Below are 16856 nucleotides of genomic sequence, written 5' to 3'. Positions count from 1 at the left end.
CATCCCGTACACCCCGCACACGAAGGCAATCTGGAGGGCGACGCATGAGCACCCCCTATCCGTTCACCGCACTGGTGGGCCAGGACGACCTGCGCCTGGCGCTGCTGCTGAACGCCGTGTCCCCGGCGGTCGGCGGTGTGCTCGTCCGCGGCGAGAAGGGCACCGCCAAGTCCACGGCGGTACGGGCCCTTTCGGCGCTGCTGCCCGCGGTGTCCACGGTCCCCGGCTGCCGCTTCTCCTGCGATCCCGCGGCGCCCGACCCCGGCTGCCCGGACGGCCCGCACCGCCCCGGCGAGAGCGCGGCGCGACCGGCCCGGATGGTCGAACTGCCGGTCGGCGCCTCCGAGGACCGCCTGGTCGGCGCGCTCGACATCGAGCGAGCGCTCGCCGAGGGCGTCAAGGCCTTCGAACCGGGCCTGCTCGCCGACGCGCACCGCGGCATCCTCTACGTGGACGAGGTCAACCTGCTCCACGACCACCTGGTCGACCTGCTCCTCGACGCCGCGGCGATGGGCGCCTCCTACGTGGAGCGCGAGGGCGTCTCCGTACGGCATGCCGCGCGCTTCCTCCTGGTCGGCACGATGAACCCCGAAGAGGGCGAGCTGCGGCCGCAGTTGCTCGACCGGTTCGGGCTGACCGTGGAGGTCGCCGCCTCCCGGGAGCCGGACCAGCGGGTCGAGGTGGTCCGGCGGCGCCTGGCCTACGACGAGGACCCGGAGGCCTTCGCCGGGCGCTGGGCCGCCGAGGAGAACGCGCTGCGGGAGCGTGTCGCCGCGGCCCGCGCGCTGCTGCCCGCGGTGCGGCTCGGCGACGGGGCGCTCCGCCAGATCGCGGCGACCTGCGCCGCCTTCGAGGTCGACGGGATGCGCGCGGACCTGGTGATGGCGCGCACCGCGACCGCGCTGGCCGCCTGGGCGGGCCGCGAGGAGGTCCGCGAGGAGGACGTACGGCAGGCCGCCCTGCTCGCGCTGCCGCACCGGCGGCGCCGCAACCCCTTCGACGCCCCGGGCCTGGACGAGGACAAACTCGACGAGACGCTGGAGGAGTTCGGCCCCGAGGACCCGCCGCCCGGCGGCGACGGCGGCCCCGAAGGCGGTCCCGAGGACGACCCGGACGGCGGCCCCGGCGGCCCCGACGGCGGCGGGCGGCCCCCGGCGGACCAGGACCCGGCGGACGGCGGCCGGGCCGAGTCGGAGACCGGCGAGGCGCCCGGGGAGCCCGGCGCCGAGGTCCCCGAGCAGGGCCGCGGTGAGCCGCAGCCCTCGGGCGCGGGCGGCGAGCAGCGGGCGGTGGGCGCGGGCGAGCCCTTCCGTACGAAGGTGCTGAGCGTGCCGGGCCTCGGCGAGGGGGCGGCCGGGCGGCGCTCCCGGGCGCGTACCGAGCACGGCAGGACCACCGGCGCCCGCAGGCCGCGCGGGGCGCTGACCAAGCTGCACCTGGCGGCGACCGTGCAGGCCGCGGCGCCGCACCAGCGGGCAAGGGGCCGCAGCGGGGCGGGACTCGTGGTGCGCCGGGACGATCTGCGGCAGGCCGTCCGGGAAGGCCGCGAGGGCAATCTGGTCCTCTTCGTGGTGGATGCCTCCGGTTCGATGGCGGCCCGCAGGAGGATGGGCGCGGTCAAGGGCGCGGTGCTCTCGCTGCTCCTGGACGCCTACCAGCGGCGCGACAAGGTCGGCCTGGTGACCTTCCGCGGCGCCGCCGCCGAGCTCGCCCTGCCGCCGACCTCCTCGGTGGACGCCGCCGCCGCGCGCCTGGAGACGCTGCCCACCGGGGGCCGCACCCCGCTCGCCGCCGGTCTGCTGCGCGCCCACGAGGCGCTGCGGGTGGAGCGGCTGCGGGACCCGGCGCGCCGCCCGCTGCTCGTCCTGGTCACCGACGGGCGGGCCACCGGCGGCCCCGACCCGCTCGCCCATGCCGCCCGCGCCGCCCGTCTCCTCGCCGCCGAGGGCACCGCCTCGGTGGTCGTCGACTGCGAGACGGGACCGGTCCGGCTCGGCCTCGCCGGGCAGCTCGCGCGCGAACTCGGCGGCACCGCCACCACCTTGGACGAGCTGCGCGCCGACTCGCTCGCCGGTCTGGTCAAGGACGTCCAGTCGGCCCCGACCTCCAGGAGGGCAGCCTGATGCCGCAGGGAAAGCCGTCCGTCGTCCCCGACGACGGGCTCACCACCCGCCAGCGCCGCAACCGGCCGCTGGTCTTCGTGCACACCGGCCCCGGCAAGGGCAAGTCGACCGCGGCCTTCGGGCTCGCGCTGCGGGCCTGGAACCAGGGCTGGCCGATCGGGGTGTTCCAGTTCGTGAAGTCGGCGAAGTGGAAGGTCGGCGAGGAGAACGCGCTGCGCACCCTCGGCGCCTCCGGCGAGGGCGGCACCGTCGACTGGCACAAGATGGGCGAGGGCTGGTCCTGGATCCAGCGGGCCCCCGCCGAGGGCGAGTTGACCAACGAGGACAAGGCCCGCGAGGGCTGGGAGCAGGTCAAGCGCGACCTGGCGGCCGAACGCTACCGGCTCTACGTCCTCGACGAGTTCGCCTACCCGCTGCACTGGGGCTGGATCGACACCGCCGAGGTGATCTCCGTACTGCGGCAGCGGCCCGGCACCCAGCACGTGGTGATCACCGGCCGCAACGCCCCGCCCGAACTCCTCGGCTTCGCCGACCTGGTGACCGAGATGACCAAGGTCAAGCACCCCATGGACGAGGGCCAGAAGGGCCAGCGGGGGATCGAGTGGTGAACTCCGTGCCCCGGCTGGTCGTCGCCGCGCCCGCCTCGGGCAGCGGCAAGACCACCGTCGCCACGGGCCTGATGGCCGCCTTCACCGCCCGCGGCCTCGCCGTCTCCCCGCACAAGGTGGGCCCCGACTACATCGACCCCGGCTACCACTCCCTGGCCACCGGCCGCCCGGGCCGCAACCTCGACGCCTACATGTGCGGTACGGAGCTGATCGCGCCGCTCTTCGCGCACGGCGCCCGGGGCTGCCGACTGGCCGTGGTCGAGGGGGTGATGGGCCTCTTCGACGGGGCCGCGGGCGCGGGCGAACTCAGCTCCACGGCCCAGGTCGCCAAGCTCCTGCGGGCCCCGGTCGTCCTCGTCGTCGACGCCTCCTCGCAGTCCCGCTCGGTGGCCGCCCTGGTGCACGGCTTCGCCTCCTGGGACCCGGGCGTGCGGCTGGCCGGGGTCATTCTCAACAAGGTCGCCTCCGACCGGCACGAGGAACTGCTCCGCGAGGGCCTGGAGGAGTCCGGGGTGCCCGTCGTCGGCGTCCTGCGCCGCGCTCCCCAGGTGGACACGCCCTCCCGGCACCTGGGCCTGGTCCCGGTGGCCGAGCGGCACACCGAGGCGCTCGCGGCGGTCGAGGCGATGGCCGCCCAGGTGGAGCTGGGCTGCGACCTCGACGCCCTGTACGCCCTGGCCCGGAGCGCGCCGCCGCTGGACGCCCCGGCCTGGGACCCGGCCGCGGCCGTGGGGCCCGCCGTGCCCGGGCGGCCGCGGATCGCGGTCGCGGGCGGCGCCGCCTTCACCTTCTCCTACGCCGAGCACGCGGAACTCCTCACCGCGGCCGGTGCCGAGGTGGTCCCCTTCGACCCGCTGCGCGAGGAGCAACTGCCGGAGCGGACCGCGGGCTTGGTGATCGGCGGCGGCTTCCCGGAGATGTACGGGCCCGAGCTGTCCGCGAACGAACCGCTGCGCAAGTCGGTGGCGGACCTCGCCGCCTCGGGCGCCCCGCTGGCCGCCGAGTGCGCCGGGCTGCTCTACCTCAGCCGGTCCCTGGACGGGCGGCCGATGTGCGGGGTCCTGGACGCCGAGGCGCGGATGTCCGGGCGGCTGACGCTCGGCTACCGGGAGGCCGTCGCCCTCGCGGACGGCCCCCTCGACGCGGCGGGCGGCCGGGCCCGGGGGCACGAGTTCCACCGTACGGTCGTCACCCCGGGCGCGGGGGCCTCGCCCGCCTGGGGCTTCACCTCCCCGCAGCGGCGTACCGAGGGCTTCCTCCAGCAGCAGGTGCACGCCAGCTATCTGCACACCCACTGGGCGGGGCGGCCGGGGGCGGCGCGCCGGTTCACCGAGCGGTGCGCCGCGCCATGAGCCCCGTCTCAGCCGCCGGCGGTCCCGATCACCAGCCACATCAGCGCGGCCCCCGCGAGGGTGCACAGCAGGGTGGAGCGGGCCGGGTGCCGGTGACTGGCCTCGGGCAGGATCTCGGCCGCGGCGATGTAGAGCAGGGCGCCCGCGAAGAAGCCGAGATAGCAGCCGAGCGCCTGCTCCGGAATGGTGAACAGCAGGGTGGAGGCGGCACCCGCGATCGGCGCGAGCGCGTCCGCGAGCAGCATGGCAAGGGCCTTGCCGTGGGCGTTCCCGAGGGCGGCCAGGGTGTAGGTGTTGAAGCCGTCGGCGAAGTCATGGGCGATCACGGCGACCGCGACGGTCGCGCCCATCCGCGCGTCCACCTGGAAGGAGGCGCCGATCGCGACGCCGTCGGCCAGGCTGTGCCCGACCATCGCCCCGGCCGCGCCGAGCCCCAGCTCCCGCGTCCCGCCTCCGTCGTGCGCCCCGTGCTCGGCCTTGCGCAGGGCGAGCAGCCGCTCGGCGAGATGGGCGAGCAGGAAGCCGCCGACGAAGAGCACCAGGGCGGCGGGCACTCCGTACCAGTGCTGGTGCGCGGCCTCGAAGGCCTCCGGCAGCAGGTCGAGCCCGACCACCCCGAGCATCAGCCCGCCCGCGAAGCCGAGCACCAGATGCCGCCGGTCGGTGACCCGCCGCGCGGCCCAGCCGCCGACCAGCGTCATCACCAGCGATCCCAGCGCCACGAGCACGGCCATGCCCCCTTGCTAGCGGATCACCCGACGGCGTGCACGCCGCGCGGGGCGGCGCGTCCGAAACCGGGGGCTCCGTCGCAGACGGGCCCGTCGGCGGCGGGGCCGGAGCCGTCCGGCCCCTCGGCGGGTGGCTCGCCGTCGGCGGATCCGGGGCCGAGTGGCCCCCTGCCGGTGGACGACCGGCTCGGTCCGCCGTCGTCCGGAGCGGCGGTTCGGCGTCCGGCCTCGCTCCTCGTCGGGGTGGGCGCCTCCCGGGACGTCCCGGCCGAGGAGGTGCTGGCCCTGGTACGGGCCGCGCTCCGGGACGGCGGCCTCTCCCCGCTGAGCCTCGCCGCCCTGGTCACGGCCGAGACCCGGACCGGTGAGCCCGGCCTCCTCCGGGCCGCCGCCCGGCTCGGCGTCCCGCTGCGGGCCCGCCCGGCCGCGGAACTGGCGGCCGTCCCGGTCCCGCACCCCTCGGCGCGGGTCCGCACCGCCCTCGGCACCCCCTCGGTCGCCGAGGCGGCGGCGCTGGCCGAGGCGGGGGCCATGGCCGGGAAGACTCCCCCGGCCGTGGGTGGGGAACTCCTCGTACCGAAGCGGAAGTCGGCGGGCAGCCCGGCCCGGGCCACGTGCGCGGTGGTACGTCTCGCGGGTGCGGGCGGGGGCCGGGAGGGCGAGTACCGGTCCGGCAGCCTCGTCGAGGCCGGCGTGGGGGACGCGGAGTCGGGTGCGGGCAGCGGCGCACCGGCACCGGCGGTCGCGGCGGCCGTCCGGCAGGCCACGCTCGTCCTGGTGCCGGAGGGGGCTCCGGCGGATCCAGGCGACGCGCCCGAGGCAGCCGTACGCTCCCTGCTGCGGCCTGACGTCCGGGTCCTTCGGTACGGCGGTGGCCCCGGGGCGGCGGAGGGGGACGCGATCGCCGTCCGCGCCGCCCGGGAGGGAGAACGGGTGGTGGTGCTGCGCAGGGCCGGGGCCGAGTCCGGCACCGAGGCAGGCGCCAGGCCCGCAGCCGGGCCCCGGGCAGAGCCGGGCACCGGGACAGCGATCAGCGACAGCGACCGGCACCGGCGCGGCTCCGGCCCCGCCCTTCACCGAGGACCCACGGCGGCCATGAACACTCCCCCGCGCACCGACCCCGGACACGACCTGCGCCACCACGGTGACGCCGAAGTACGCGACAGCGGCGCCGCGTTGACGGATCTCGCGGTCAATGTGCGCACCGGCACTCCCCCGGCCTGGCTGGCCGAGCGCATCGCCGCCACCCTGCCGGGGCTCGCCGCCTACCCCGACGGCCGGGCGGCGCGCAGGGCGGTGGCGGCCCGGCACGGGCTGCCCGAGGAGCGGGTACTGCTCACCTCGGGCGCGGCGGAGGCCTTCGTCCTGCTCGCACGGGCGCTTGCGGTGCGCCGACCGGTCGTGGTGCACCCGCAGTTCACCGAGCCCGAGGCCGCGCTGCGGGACGCCGGTCACCGGGTGGAACGGGTACTGCTGCGTGCCGAGGACGGCTTCCGGCTGGACCCGGCGGCGGTGCCCGAGAGCGCGGACCTGGTCGTGCTCGGCAACCCGACCAACCCGACCTCGGTACTGCACCCGGCCGCACAGCTCGCCCGGCTCGCCCGCCCCGGCCGCTGCCTGGTGGTGGACGAGGCCTTTATGGACGCGGTCCCGGGCGAACGCGAGACCCTGGCCGCGCGCACCGACCTACCGGGCCTCGTGGTCCTGCGCAGTCTCACCAAGACCTGGGGCCTCGCCGGACTGCGCATCGGATACGTCCTGGCGGAACCGGAGACCGTGGCCGCCCTGGAGCACGCCCAGCCGCTGTGGCCGGTCTCCTCACCCGCCCTGGCGGCGGCCGAGGCCTGCATGGAACCCCGCGCCCTGGCCGAGGCCGAGGCCGCCGCCCGGACCGTCGCCGCCGACCGCGCCCGCCTGTGCGAGGGCCTCGGCGCCCGGGGCCTCGAGTACGTCCACGGCGCCGAGGGCCCCTTCGTCCTGTTCCGCGCCCCCGGCGCCGAGGCACTGCGCGCACGGCTGCGCACCCTCGGCTTCGCGGTCCGGCGCGGCGACACCTTCCCCGGCCTGGACCGCGACTGGCTCCGGCTCGCGGTACGCGGGGAGGCCACCACGAGGAGCTTCCTGCGGGCCCTGGACGAGGCTCTCGGCAGGGGCTGAGTACGGAGACTGGGGCAGCCGGGGACTGCCGCTCCCGGGGAGTGGCAGTCCCCTGGAGCGGCAGTCCCCGGAAGTGGCGGACCCCGGAAATGGCGGTCACAGGAGCGCCTGGCCCAGGACCATCCGTCCCGGGACCGCCGCTCCTGGGTCAGGACGGCCCCGGGTCAGGACAGCCCCGGTTCAGGACGGCCCCGGAGGCAAGCCCTCAGCTACCGCTGCGGCTGCCGCGGTTGTTCCGGTTGCGCCGGGCGAGGAGCGCCGCGCCACCGCCCAGTCCGAGCAGGACGGCGCCGCCGCCCGCGAGGTAGGGGGTGGTGGAACTGCCGCCGGTCTCGGCCAGGTTCTGCTCGGGCTTCGCCGCGGAGGTCTGGGGCTCGACGTCGGCCACGGGCTTCTCGGGCTTCGGCTCCGGCTTGGCGGCCGGGGGTGCCTCGCAGGTGGCGCCCGCGAGGGTGACGGTGCCCTCGACCTCGGCGACGTTCAGCTCCAGGGGGTTGACCGAGACCTTGAGTTCGAGCGCGGAGGCCGCCGCGGTACGCGAGGTGGTACGGGTCGAGGACAGCGCGAGGCTGACCTCGCCGACCCCCGGCACCTTGACCTCGGTGGTGCCGCCGGTGGTCAGCGAGACCTTCTTGCCGAGCACGGTGACCGCGCCGAGCAGATCGGCCTCGGCGACGGGCTTCTCACCGGCCTCGCAGGTGGCACGGGAGGACACCGCGCCCACCTCGATCAGCGAGAGCAGCGGCAGCCCGGGCACATGCACCTTGGCGTGCGCGAGTTCGGTGCGCCCCTCGGCCTTGCGCTTGCTCACCTCCGCCTCGGCGGAGGCCACATCGGCCCGCAGTACGGAGAAGGGCTTGCCGTGGTCGACGCCGTCCAGGGTGGCCGTCAGCGCCGTCTTCTCCGCACTCCGCGGCGCCTGGACCTCGTTGAGGCTGAGGTTCAGCGGCACCTGCACGGTCTTGTTGAGCAGGGAGACATCGAGCCCGGTACGCAGCACGACAGCGCTCGCCCGGCCCTGCTCCGCGGTGGCGTGCGCGGTGCCGGTGGTGGCGAGCGCCGCGGGCACGGTGAGCAGCGCGAGGCTCGCCGAGGTGGCGGCGAGACGGCGTACGGGCAGGCGGAAAGTGTTGCTGTTCAAGGTGGTGGGACCTCACAGGAGACATTGGTGAGGGACCCCGCCTCCGCCGCGCACTGGGGGACAGGCAGCGGCGGTGCGGTATCCGTGCCCGGAATCCTTACGCACATGGAGTGAACAGGCGGCAACCTGGAGTGAGTTCACTCCAAAGGGGGGTTTCCGCTCCCGCATTCGATTCCCTGACCACAGGGCTTTCCCCGCGTCCCAGACGTTGCCCCGCCCGGAACCACGGGAACCGCACCGCTCACCGCGGCACCTCAAACGAACCGGGCCCATCGCACCGACCGCGTACGCAAGTTGACGCCCCCACAGGAACGCGGGAGGAAAACGAGCCCCCTCGACCCCACGTCACGCTCCGGTCAACCCGGCGCCAACACCCACGCCTTCACCCCCGCACTCCTCACGTCTCAGGCGTCAGACCCCAGGCCTCACAACTCACGCCTCAGCCTCAGGCCTCACAGCTCATGCCTTACATCTCATGCCTGAGGCCTCGTACCCCGCCCGCCCTGGACCCCGGGGCCCGCCCCGGCCTCGGGATCACGCGACCCTCACCCCTGGGCCTCAGCCTCAGGCCGTCACGCGGCCGTTGACCACGATCCGCCGTGGGTCGGCCAGGACCCGTACGTCCGCGCGCGGGTCGCTGTCGTAGACCACGAGGTCGGCGGGGGCACCCTCCTCCAGGCCGGGGCGGCCGAGCCAGGAGCGGGCACCCCAGGTGGTGGCCGAGAGCGCCTCCAGGGGCGGGATGCCCGCGGTGACCAGCTCGGCGACCTCCTCGGCGACCAGCCCGTGCGGCAGCGAGCCGCCCGCGTCGGTGCCGACGAAGACCGGCACCCCGGCGTCATAGGCCGCCCGCACGGTGTCGTACCGGCGCTCGTACAGCCTGCGCATATGGGCCGACCAGCGCGGGAACTTCTCCTCGCCGCCCGCGGCGAGCTTCGGGAAGGTGGCGATGTTGACGAGGGTGGGCACGATGGCGACCCCGCGCTCGGCGAAGAGCGGGATGGTGTCCTCGGTCAGCCCGGTGGCGTGCTCGATGCAGTCGATGCCCGCCTCGACGAGGTCGCGCAGCGAGTCCTCGGCGAAGCAGTGCGCGGTGACCCGGGCGCCGAGCCGGTGCGCCTCGGCGATCGCCGCCTCGACGGCCTCGCGCGGCCAGCACGGGGTGAGGTCCCCGGCCTCGCGCTCGATCCAGTCGCCGACGAGCTTGACCCAGCCGTCGCCGCGCCGGGCCTCCTGGGCGACATAGGCGACCAGGTCCTCCGGCTCGATCTCGTGCGCGAAGTTGCGGATGTAGCGGCGGGTGCGGGCGATGTGGCGGCCCGCCCGGATGATCTTCGGCAGGTCCTCCCGTTCGTCGATCCAGCGGGTGTCCGAGGGCGAACCGGCATCCCGGATCAGCAGGGTGCCCGCCTCCCGGTCGGTGAGCGCCTGCTTCTCCGCGACCTCGTCGGGTACCGGTCCGTGCGCGTCGAGCCCCACATGGCAGTGGGCGTCGACGAGCCCCGGCAGCGCCCAGCCCTCCACGGTGCGCACCTCCCGCGCTCCGGCCGGCCGCTGGTAGGTGACGCGGCCGGAGACCACCCAGAGCTCGTCCCGTACCTCCTCGGGCCCGAGGAGGACCCGCCCCTTCACGTGCAGCACCGTGTGATCGCTCATGCCCGCACCCTAAACCCGTCCGGGCGCCCCGCAGGAGGCCCCTTCGGGCCGCCCGACCGCCCGCCGGAACGGGCCTCTCGGCGGGGCGCCGAACCCGTCCGCCACCGACTCCGCGGCCGAGGCCTCAGCGCGGTTCGGCGGTGCCCGCGATGCGGTCGAGCCACTCCCGCAGCAGGGCGCGTTCGAGGTCGGTCAGGGCGGTGGCCCTCGGCAGGGCGGCACGCAGCGCCACGGCGGCACCGACCGGCCCGGGGTCGGCCAGAACGGGGGCCTCGGTGGTGATCGCGGCGATGACGGCCTCCCGGGCGTCGAGCGAGAGATCGAGGTCGCGGCGCTCCTCGGGCATGGCGATCAGGGTGAGAGCGGCCCCGGTCCCGGCGGCCCGGACGAGATGGGTGGCACGCTCCTCGCCGATCCGCAGCCGCCCCGCCTCGGCGATCCGGCGGATATGGGCGGCGAGGATCTCGGCACCGGCGGCGGCCGCGGGCGGTACCGCTCCGGGGCGCGGCTCGCACATGAGCTGGTAGAGCGCGGGATTCGCCAGGCCGAAGCCGATGTGCAGATCCCAGCCCGCGCGGAGGTCGTCCACCGGGTCGGCGAGGGGTTCCCGGGCCGTCTTGCTGTCGAGGTAGGCCCGGAAGCCCTCGGCGGCCACGGCGTCGAACAGCCCCTGCTTGTCACCGAAGAGCCGGTAGATCGTCGGGGCCTGCACCCCCGCGGCGGCACCGACCGCCCGGGTCGAGACGGCCTCTCGCCCGCCCTCGGCGAGAAGTGCGGTGGTGGCGTCGAGGATGCGCTCGCGCGGACCGCGCTCGGCCGCGGGACCGGTCGGGACGGGCGAAGCGTTCGTGTCGTGTGCATCGGCAGGCAGCTCTCCAGGCATGTTTCCAACGATAACAGGAGCACGTTAGCACTTCTCTAGTAACGATGCTACGGTGAACTTGTTAGCGATGGAAGCAGCAGTTTCGGAATCCCTCCGGAGCACGCTTCCGGGCCCGCCGCGCCCCCGCACGCGCCCAGGCGGCACCGCACGCACACGCACACGCACACGCACAGAAGGGAATCTCATGATCATCGTCACCGGAGCCACCGGTCAGCTCGGCCGGGCCGTCGTGGAGCGGCTGCTCACCCGGGTGCCCGCCGGACAGCTCGGCGTGAGCGTCCGCGATCCGTGGAAAGCCGCGGAGCTGGAGGAGTCGGGCGTACGCATCCGCCGGGGCGACTTCCTGGACCCGGGCAGCCTCGCCCACTCCTTCGAAGGGGCCTCGCGGATCCTGCTGGTGTCCGTCGGCCGGACCGGCGAGAGCGCCCTGCGCGCGCACCGCACGGCCATCGAGGCCGCCGCGAGCGCCGGGGCAGACCACCTCTTCTACACCAGCCACCAGGGAGCCGGCGCCGCCTCGGCCTTCTCCCCCATGCACACCCACGCCGCCACCGAGCGGCTGCTGCGGGAGTCCGGACTGCCGTGGACCTCGCTGCGCAACGGCTTCTACGCCTCCTCCGCGGCGGCGCTGCTGCCCGCCGCCCTGGAGAGCGGCGAGCTGGTCCTGCCGGAGGACGGGCCGGTCTCCTGGACCGCCCACGCGGATCTGGCCGAGGCGGCGGCCGTCGCGCTGACCGAGGACGGCCCCCAGGGGCCGACCCCGGGCCTGACCGGTGCCGAGGCGCTCGACATGGCGGAAGTCGCCGCGCTCGCCTCGGAGTTGACGGGCCGGCCGATACGCCGGGTGGTCGTCCCGGACTCCGTGTACCGGGAGTCGCTGCGCGCCCAGGGCCTGCCCGAGGAGGCGGCGGAGCTGTACCTGGGCCGGTTCGCCGCGAGCCGTGCGGGCGAGTTCGCCGAGGTGGGACCGGAGCTGCCGAAGCGCATCGGCCGACCGGCCACGACGATGCGGGAGGTGCTGGCGGCGGCGCTCCCGGCGGCCCGCTGAAGGGCCGCCGGGTGTCCGGACCGGGGCGCCCGGGAAGGTCCGGTGCGCCGGGCACGGGCCCTGCGGCGAGGGCCCGGGGCTACGGCCGCTTGTCGACGGGCGGCATGCCCTCTTCGACCTGGGCCGCGGCCGGGTCGAGGACCCGGGCCAGGAAGTGGCGGGTGCGCTCGTGCCGCGGGTTGCCGATTACCTCGGCCGGCGGCCCCTCCTCGACGATCACCCCGTCGTCCATGAAGACGACCCGGTCCGCGACCTCGCGGGCGAAGCTCATCTCATGGGTGACGACCATCATCGTCATGCCCTCGTCGGCGAGCATGCGCATCACCGCGAGGACGTCACCGACGAGTTCGGGGTCGAGCGCGGAGGTGGGCTCGTCGAAGAGCATCACCTCGGGTCCCATCGCGAGCGCGCGGGCGATGGCCACCCGCTGCTGCTGGCCGCCGGAGAGGGAACCGGGAAAGGCCTTCGCCTTGTCGGCGAGGCCGACCCGCTCCAGGTTCTCGGCCGCGACACGTCCCGCCGCGGCCTTGTCCCGGCCGAGCACCCTGCGCTGCGGCAGCGTGAGGTTCTCGGTGACCGACAGATGGGGGAAGAGGTTGAACTGCTGGAAGACCATGCCGATACGGCGCCGTACGGCATCGATGTCCACATCGGGGTGGGTGAGCTCGCTGCCGCCGACGAACACCCGCCCCCGGCTGGGCTGTTCGAGCAGGTTCACGCAGCGCAGCAGGGTGGACTTGCCCGAGCCCGAGGGGCCGATCACGCAGACGACCTCGCCCTGGCGGATCTCCAGGTCGATGCCGCGCAGTACGTGGTTGTCGCCGAAGGACTTGTGCAGCTGCTCGACCAGGATCTCGGGGCCGGTCGCAGGGTCCGCGGTCGCCTCCTTGCGCAGTCCGCTGCCGCCGTGCTCGCTCATCGGGTGGCCTCCGCCGCTCGTGCCTCCAGTTTGCGCACCACGAAACCGAGCGGGACGGTGACCAGCAGGTAGCACAGGCCCGCGACGAGGATCGGGGTGGAGTTCGCGGTCTCGCTGGCCAGGTCGCGCCCGAACTTGGTCAGCTCCCGCTCCTCCAGGGTCACGCCGAGGAAGAGCACCAGCGAGGAGTCCTTGAAGAGCAGGACGAGTTCGTTGGTGAGCGGCGGGATCACGACCCGGAAGGCCTGCGGGATGATGATCGAGACCATGGCCCGGGTGTGCGAGAAGCCCAGCGAACGCGCCGCCTCCATCTGCCCCTTGGGGATCGCCTGGATCCCCGCCCGGATGGTCTCGGCCATGTACGCGGCGGAGACCAGACCGAGCGCGAGGGCGACCTTGCCGTAGGTGCCGCCGGGGATCTCGGTGCCGGGGAAGGCCAGGGGCACGGCCACGCCGACGAAGATGAAGATCAGCAGGGCGGGCAGGCCGCGGAAGACCTCGATGTAGATCCCCGCGACCCACCGGTACGGCCCGACCGAGGACAGCCGCATCAGCGCGATGAGCAGCCCGAGCACCAGGCCGAGCAGGAAGCCGGACAGGGTGTAGAGCACCGTGTTGCGCAGCGCGATGGTGATGATGTCCGGGAAGAGCTGCTTGGCCAGATCGGTCTGGGCGAACTGGTTCCGCAGCCGGTCCCAGTCGGCCGAGAGCCCGATGAAGACCAGGACGCCGACGAAGACCAGGTACTGCGCCCCGCGCGAGAGGGCCCGCTTGCGGCGCCGGGTCATACCGGTCTTGACGGGGGTCCGGCCTGCCTCGACTCCGCTCATGAGGCGGAGGCCGAGGGCTCGGCGGCGGCCTCGTAGGGGCCGATCCACTTCTCGTACAGCTTCTTGTAGGTGCCGTCGGCCTTGGCGTCCCGGATGGCCTTGTTGAGGGCCGCGAGGAGCTTGGTGTTGCCCTTCTTCACGGTGAAGCCGTACTGCTCACCGGTGTCCAGGTTGTCGGCGATCTTGAAGGCCTTGGCGTTGTCCTTGTTCTTCAGCCAGCCCTGGACCACCGGGTAGTCGATGATGACGGCCTGGACCTGGCCGGTGCGCAGCCCGTTGAGCAGGGCGTCGGAGCTCTCGAAGGAGGTCGCGCCGAGCTTCCTCTTCGCCGCGTACTCCTCGCCGGTGGTCTGCACCTGGGCGCCGAGCTTCTTGCCCTTGGACTTGAGATCGTCCAGCGAGATGATGCCGCTCTTCCTGTCGACCAGGACGGCCTGGGTGGCGGAGAAGTACGGGTCGGAGAAGTCGACGTTCTTCTTGCGCTCCTCGGTGATCGTCATGCCCGCGGCGGCGAGGTCGCACTGGCCGGAGTTGAGGAAGGCACCGGTCTTGAAGTTCTCGAAGGGGGTGTCGACGATGTCCTGCTTGACCTTGAGGTTCTTGGCCGCGATGTCGACAAGCGAGACGTCGAAGCCCTGCACCTTGCCGTCGATCTCCGACTGGAACGGCGGGTACGGCAGGTGGGTGCAGGTGGTCAGCTTGCCCGCCTTGACCACCTCGACGCCGCCCGCGGCGGTGCCCTTCTTGTCCCCGGAGGAGCAGCCTGCGGCGAGCACCAGACCGGCGGCGGCGGTGACGGCGGCGAGGGTGCGGGCTCTGCGGCCGAAGACCGTCGGATTCACGGGAACCTCCAAGGAGAAATGCGGCGGCCCGCCGGGAGCGGCGGGCGGGGTACCGGGGGAACGGCGGCCGGGTCGCGGCCCGGTCGGGCGCGGTCGGTCAGGGGCCCCGGGTGCGGGAGCGTGCCGACTGTACGGCCAAACGGGAGCCCGGGGGCCGAAGCCGCGGAACCCGTCCGCCGCTGTGTCGGAGCCCCGGTCCGGCGGGAGGGGCCCGGCGGGAGGGATCCGCCACGGGCGCGCAGCGCGCACCACGGCTCCTCCCTCTGCTCCGGCATCCTGTGATTATAAGGAATGCTTTGGCCTGCCCCAACCAAAGGGAAGGCACCGGGAACCGGGCGCCCGGGGACCCCGCGGCCCCCGGCAGCGGGCCCGCCCCGGGCCGGGCGGCGGGTTTTCCACAGGCCGGCGCGGACCGGAGGCGACACCCTCTAGGGTCGGGGCAGCCGGACACGTACTGGGAGAGCGCACCATGACCCACCCCTTCCTCGACCTGCCCCCGATGAGCGCGGCGCAGTTCGCCGCGATCGAGCAGCGGGTGGCCCGGCTGCTCGGCACCCGGCAGGACGTCCTGATCATGCAGGGCGAGGCCCTGCTGCCGCTCGAGGGCTGCATCCGCGCGGCCGCGGGCCCGGACACCACCGCGCTGAACGTGATCACCGGCCCCTACGGCCAGACCTTCGGCGGCTGGCTGCGCGACTGCGGCGCCGAGGTCGTAGACCTGGCCGTGCCCTTCGACAGCGCGGTACGGCCCGAGCAGATCGCCGAGGCCCTCGCCGCGCGTCCGGAGATCGACTTCGTCTCCCTGGTGCACGCGGAGGCGGCGACCGGCAACACCAACCCGGTGGCCGAGATCGGCGAGGTGGTCCGGGCGCACGGCGCGCTGTTCATGGTGGACGCCGTCGCCTCGGTCGCCGCGGAGCCGCTGCTGCCCGAGGAGTGGGGCGTGGACCTCTGCGTCATCGGCGGGCAGAAGGCGATGGGCGGCCCGGCGGGCGTCTCGGCGGTCTCGGTCAGCGAGCGCGCCTGGGAGCGCATCGCCGCCAACGAGCGGGCGCCGCGCCGCTCCTACCTCTCCCTCCTCGACTGGAAGGAGCGGTGGATCGACGCCGGCCGCGCGGCCCTGCCGCACGCCCCGGCCCAGCTGGAGATGCTCGCCCTGGACGCCTGCCTGGAGCGCATCGAGACGGACGGCCTGGCCACGGTGACCGCGCGGCACGCACGGGCCGCGGCGGCCTGCCGGGCCGGGGCGCTCGCCATGGGCGGCGGCCTGGAACCGTATGTGCACGACAGCGCGGCGGCGGCCCCGGTGGCGACCACGCTGCGCACCACCGGCGGCATCGACGCCGCCGCCCTGGTGGCCCGGGCGCTGGCTCCGGCGGGCGGGCTGCCGCTGGCGGCCGGGGGCGGCGCGCTCGCGGGCGAGATGGTCCGGGTCAACCACTACGGTCCGCTGGCCACCCCGGAGGTGGTCGACGCCAGCCTGAGCGCGCTCGGCGGCGCGCTCCTCGCGCTGGGCGGCGCCCCCGAGGTGACCGCGGCGCGCAGGGCGGCCGCGGCGGTGTGGGGCTGAGATGCGGGCGGGGGTCGGGCGACGCTCCGTGGCGGTGCGGGAACAGAGGGAGGAAATGATCACTCCAATGACCCGTACGGCTCAACGGAAACAGGAATTTCCTATTTCCTCGCACGCCACATCCACGCATAATCCAGTACGCATATTCAGCGTAGCTTCCCATTTGCTTCTGCCCCGTTTTTCGGGACCTAAACACAGAGGTTTCCTGTAGTCCGGACCACATAATTCCACCGGGTCTCCAGAGAGTTACGCTCTTGTGACGCACTCCACAAGCTGTCCGTTACGCGCAGAACCTCCCGGGCAAATCGCCATCTTTCGCCGGGAGCACGTGCGTGTGGGCGCGCACGCGCGATAACACAGAAGCGCGTTCTTCGTAACCCCACCTGCCGATGCAATTTTCGGAATTGCTCGGTAAATTTAATTTCCATGACCGCTGCACAGGCAGACCTTGTACGTGCCCCACAGAGCTTTGTGGAAATGCCGGAGGGACTGCGGCTCGACACCCCAGAGGTGGAAGACGGAGCCGCCATCTGGCGCATCGCCCGAGACTCCAGGACCCTCGATCTCAACTCCTCGTACAGCTACCTGCTGTGGTGCCGTGACTTCGCCGGCACCTCGGTGGTGGCCCGCGAGGAGGAGTCGGCCGAGCCGGTCGGCTTCATCACCGGCTACATCCGGCCGGAGCGCCCCCGGACCCTCATGGTCTGGCAGGTCGCCGTGGACGAGTCGCAGCGGGGCAAGGGTCTCGCCTCCGCCCTGCTCGACGGTCTGACCGCGAAGGCCGGGGCCGAGCGCGGAATCGATTCGCTGGAGACCACGATCAGCCCCGACAACACCGCCTCCCAGCGGCTGTTCACCTCGTTCGCCGAACGCTGGGGCGCCGATGTCGCCCGTTCGGCCCTCTTCGACGCGGGACTCTTTCCCGAAGAGGGACACGAGCCCGAGGTGCTGTACCGGATCAGCCCCTTGGCCCAAGCTTCGTGATCACACAGACGCACC

The 16856-nt window shown here is 74.0% G+C and carries 14 protein-coding genes and 1 pseudogene; 8 read left to right on the top strand and 7 right to left on the bottom strand.

Going from position 1 to position 16856, the window contains the following annotated elements; genetic code table 11:
- Nucleotides 1-44: 44 nt before the first annotated feature.
- From MID12_RS27035 to MID12_RS27025, 3 genes are read left to right on the top strand one after another with little or no spacing between them, the layout of a single operon-like run.
- A complete protein-coding gene (locus tag MID12_RS27035) occupies nucleotides 45-2123 on the top strand; it encodes a putative cobaltochelatase (protein WP_263171381.1) in 2079 nt (692 codons plus the stop codon).
- The gene (gene cobO / locus MID12_RS27030; RefSeq protein WP_040254692.1) at nucleotides 2123-2731 is read left to right on the top strand and encodes a cob(I)yrinic acid a,c-diamide adenosyltransferase; all 609 of its coding nucleotides are present in this window, start codon (nucleotides 2123-2125) and stop codon (nucleotides 2729-2731) included. Before MID12_RS27035 ends, cobO begins: the two co-directional genes overlap by 1 nt.
- Nucleotides 2728-4083, top strand: a complete 1356-nt coding sequence (locus MID12_RS27025) for a cobyrinate a,c-diamide synthase (protein ID WP_040258386.1) — start codon at nucleotides 2728-2730, stop codon at nucleotides 4081-4083. The genes cobO and MID12_RS27025 overlap by 4 nt, the downstream gene beginning before the upstream one ends.
- A gap of 8 nt (nucleotides 4084-4091) precedes the next feature.
- Here the strand turns inward: MID12_RS27025 and MID12_RS27020 are convergent, their stop codons facing one another.
- Nucleotides 4092-4817, bottom strand: a complete 726-nt coding sequence (locus MID12_RS27020; protein ID WP_040254691.1) for a ZIP family metal transporter — start codon at nucleotides 4815-4817, stop codon at nucleotides 4092-4094.
- Here MID12_RS27020 and MID12_RS27015 point away from each other — a divergent pair.
- Together MID12_RS27015 and cobC are read left to right on the top strand one after the other, a co-directional pair.
- A pseudogene (locus tag MID12_RS27015) lies at nucleotides 4734-5423 on the top strand (cobalamin biosynthesis protein); the annotation flags it as partial. The gene MID12_RS27020 and the pseudogene MID12_RS27015 overlap by 84 nt on opposite strands.
- A 483-nt stretch (nucleotides 5424-5906) precedes the next feature.
- On the top strand, nucleotides 5907-6968 hold the full coding sequence (gene cobC, locus MID12_RS27010) for an Rv2231c family pyridoxal phosphate-dependent protein CobC (RefSeq protein WP_263173482.1): 1062 nt from the start codon (nucleotides 5907-5909) through the stop codon (nucleotides 6966-6968).
- A 205-nt stretch (nucleotides 6969-7173) separates the two neighbouring features.
- Here the strand turns inward: cobC and MID12_RS27005 are convergent, their stop codons facing one another.
- From MID12_RS27005 to MID12_RS26995, 3 genes are all read right to left on the bottom strand, one after another.
- Nucleotides 7174-8109: an SCO1860 family LAETG-anchored protein gene (locus MID12_RS27005; protein ID WP_263171376.1), complete on the bottom strand. Its 936-nt coding sequence runs from the start codon at nucleotides 8107-8109 to the stop codon at nucleotides 7174-7176.
- Nucleotides 8110-8673: 564 nt separating this feature from the next.
- Nucleotides 8674-9765, bottom strand: coding sequence for an amidohydrolase family protein (locus MID12_RS27000; protein WP_040254689.1), 1092 nt, complete (start codon nucleotides 9763-9765; stop codon nucleotides 8674-8676).
- 124 nt (nucleotides 9766-9889) lie between these two features.
- A complete protein-coding gene (locus tag MID12_RS26995) occupies nucleotides 9890-10648 on the bottom strand; it encodes a TetR/AcrR family transcriptional regulator (RefSeq protein WP_263171373.1) in 759 nt (252 codons plus the stop codon).
- 184 nt (nucleotides 10649-10832) lie between these two features.
- Here MID12_RS26995 and MID12_RS26990 point away from each other — a divergent pair, with 184 nt between their 5' ends.
- The gene (locus MID12_RS26990) at nucleotides 10833-11696 is read left to right on the top strand and encodes an NAD(P)H-binding protein (protein ID WP_263171371.1); all 864 of its coding nucleotides are present in this window, start codon (nucleotides 10833-10835) and stop codon (nucleotides 11694-11696) included.
- Nucleotides 11697-11775: 79 nt separating this feature from the next.
- On the opposite strand, the gene MID12_RS26985 is transcribed toward MID12_RS26990, so the two are convergent.
- The 3 genes from MID12_RS26985 to MID12_RS26975 are packed head-to-tail and all read right to left on the bottom strand — an operon-like array spanning nucleotide 11776 to nucleotide 14287.
- On the bottom strand, nucleotides 11776-12615 hold the full coding sequence (locus tag MID12_RS26985) for an amino acid ABC transporter ATP-binding protein (RefSeq protein ID WP_263171370.1): 840 nt from the start codon (nucleotides 12613-12615) through the stop codon (nucleotides 11776-11778).
- On the bottom strand, nucleotides 12612-13445 hold the full coding sequence (locus MID12_RS26980; protein ID WP_040254685.1) for an amino acid ABC transporter permease: 834 nt from the start codon (nucleotides 13443-13445) through the stop codon (nucleotides 12612-12614). Before MID12_RS26980 ends, MID12_RS26985 begins: the two co-directional genes overlap by 4 nt.
- Entirely contained in the window at nucleotides 13442-14287 is an 846-nt protein-coding gene (locus tag MID12_RS26975) for a transporter substrate-binding domain-containing protein (protein WP_263171368.1), read from the bottom strand. The genes MID12_RS26980 and MID12_RS26975 overlap by 4 nt, the downstream gene beginning before the upstream one ends.
- Before the next feature lie 469 nt (nucleotides 14288-14756).
- Here MID12_RS26975 and MID12_RS26970 point away from each other — a divergent pair, with 469 nt between their 5' ends.
- Nucleotides 14757-15857 carry a pyridoxal-phosphate-dependent aminotransferase family protein gene (locus tag MID12_RS26970; RefSeq protein WP_263171365.1) on the top strand — a complete coding sequence of 367 codons (1101 nt, stop codon included), beginning with the start codon at nucleotides 14757-14759 and terminating at the stop codon, nucleotides 15855-15857.
- A gap of 426 nt (nucleotides 15858-16283) precedes the next feature.
- Nucleotides 16284-16841, top strand: coding sequence for a diaminobutyrate acetyltransferase (gene ectA / locus MID12_RS26965; RefSeq protein WP_263171364.1), 558 nt, complete (start codon nucleotides 16284-16286; stop codon nucleotides 16839-16841).
- Nucleotides 16842-16856: the final 15 nt, after the last annotated feature.

This window comes from Streptomyces sp. SCSIO ZS0520 (assembly GCF_025643355.1).
In the GTDB taxonomy this organism is placed as follows: domain Bacteria; phylum Actinomycetota; class Actinomycetes; order Streptomycetales; family Streptomycetaceae; genus Streptomyces; species Streptomyces physcomitrii.
Note: the sequence above shows the minus strand (reverse complement) of the source record. Positions and strands in the feature narration are given on the sequence as shown.

What these genes read in the sequence shown, in the direction of transcription:
- MID12_RS27020 (WP_040254691.1), bottom strand. Translation starts at nt 4,817, where the DNA reads ATGGCCGTGCTCGTGGCGCTGGGATCGCTGGTGATGACGCTGGTCGGC.
- MID12_RS27035 (WP_263171381.1), top strand. Translation starts at nt 45, where the DNA reads ATGAGCACCCCCTATCCGTTCACCGCACTGGTGGGCCAGGACGACCTG.
- MID12_RS26970 (WP_263171365.1), top strand. Translation starts at nt 14,757, where the DNA reads ATGACCCACCCCTTCCTCGACCTGCCCCCGATGAGCGCGGCGCAGTTC.
- cobO (WP_040254692.1), top strand. Translation starts at nt 2,123, where the DNA reads ATGCCGCAGGGAAAGCCGTCCGTCGTCCCCGACGACGGGCTCACCACC.
- MID12_RS26985 (WP_263171370.1), bottom strand. Translation starts at nt 12,615, where the DNA reads ATGAGCGAGCACGGCGGCAGCGGACTGCGCAAGGAGGCGACCGCGGAC.
- MID12_RS27000 (WP_040254689.1), bottom strand. Translation starts at nt 9,765, where the DNA reads ATGAGCGATCACACGGTGCTGCACGTGAAGGGGCGGGTCCTCCTCGGG.
- ectA (WP_263171364.1), top strand. Translation starts at nt 16,284, where the DNA reads ATGACCGCTGCACAGGCAGACCTTGTACGTGCCCCACAGAGCTTTGTG.
- cobC (WP_263173482.1), top strand. Translation starts at nt 5,907, where the DNA reads ATGAACACTCCCCCGCGCACCGACCCCGGACACGACCTGCGCCACCAC.
- MID12_RS26980 (WP_040254685.1), bottom strand. Translation starts at nt 13,445, where the DNA reads ATGAGCGGAGTCGAGGCAGGCCGGACCCCCGTCAAGACCGGTATGACC.
- MID12_RS26990 (WP_263171371.1), top strand. Translation starts at nt 10,833, where the DNA reads ATGATCATCGTCACCGGAGCCACCGGTCAGCTCGGCCGGGCCGTCGTG.
- MID12_RS26995 (WP_263171373.1), bottom strand. Translation starts at nt 10,648, where the DNA reads ATGCCTGGAGAGCTGCCTGCCGATGCACACGACACGAACGCTTCGCCC.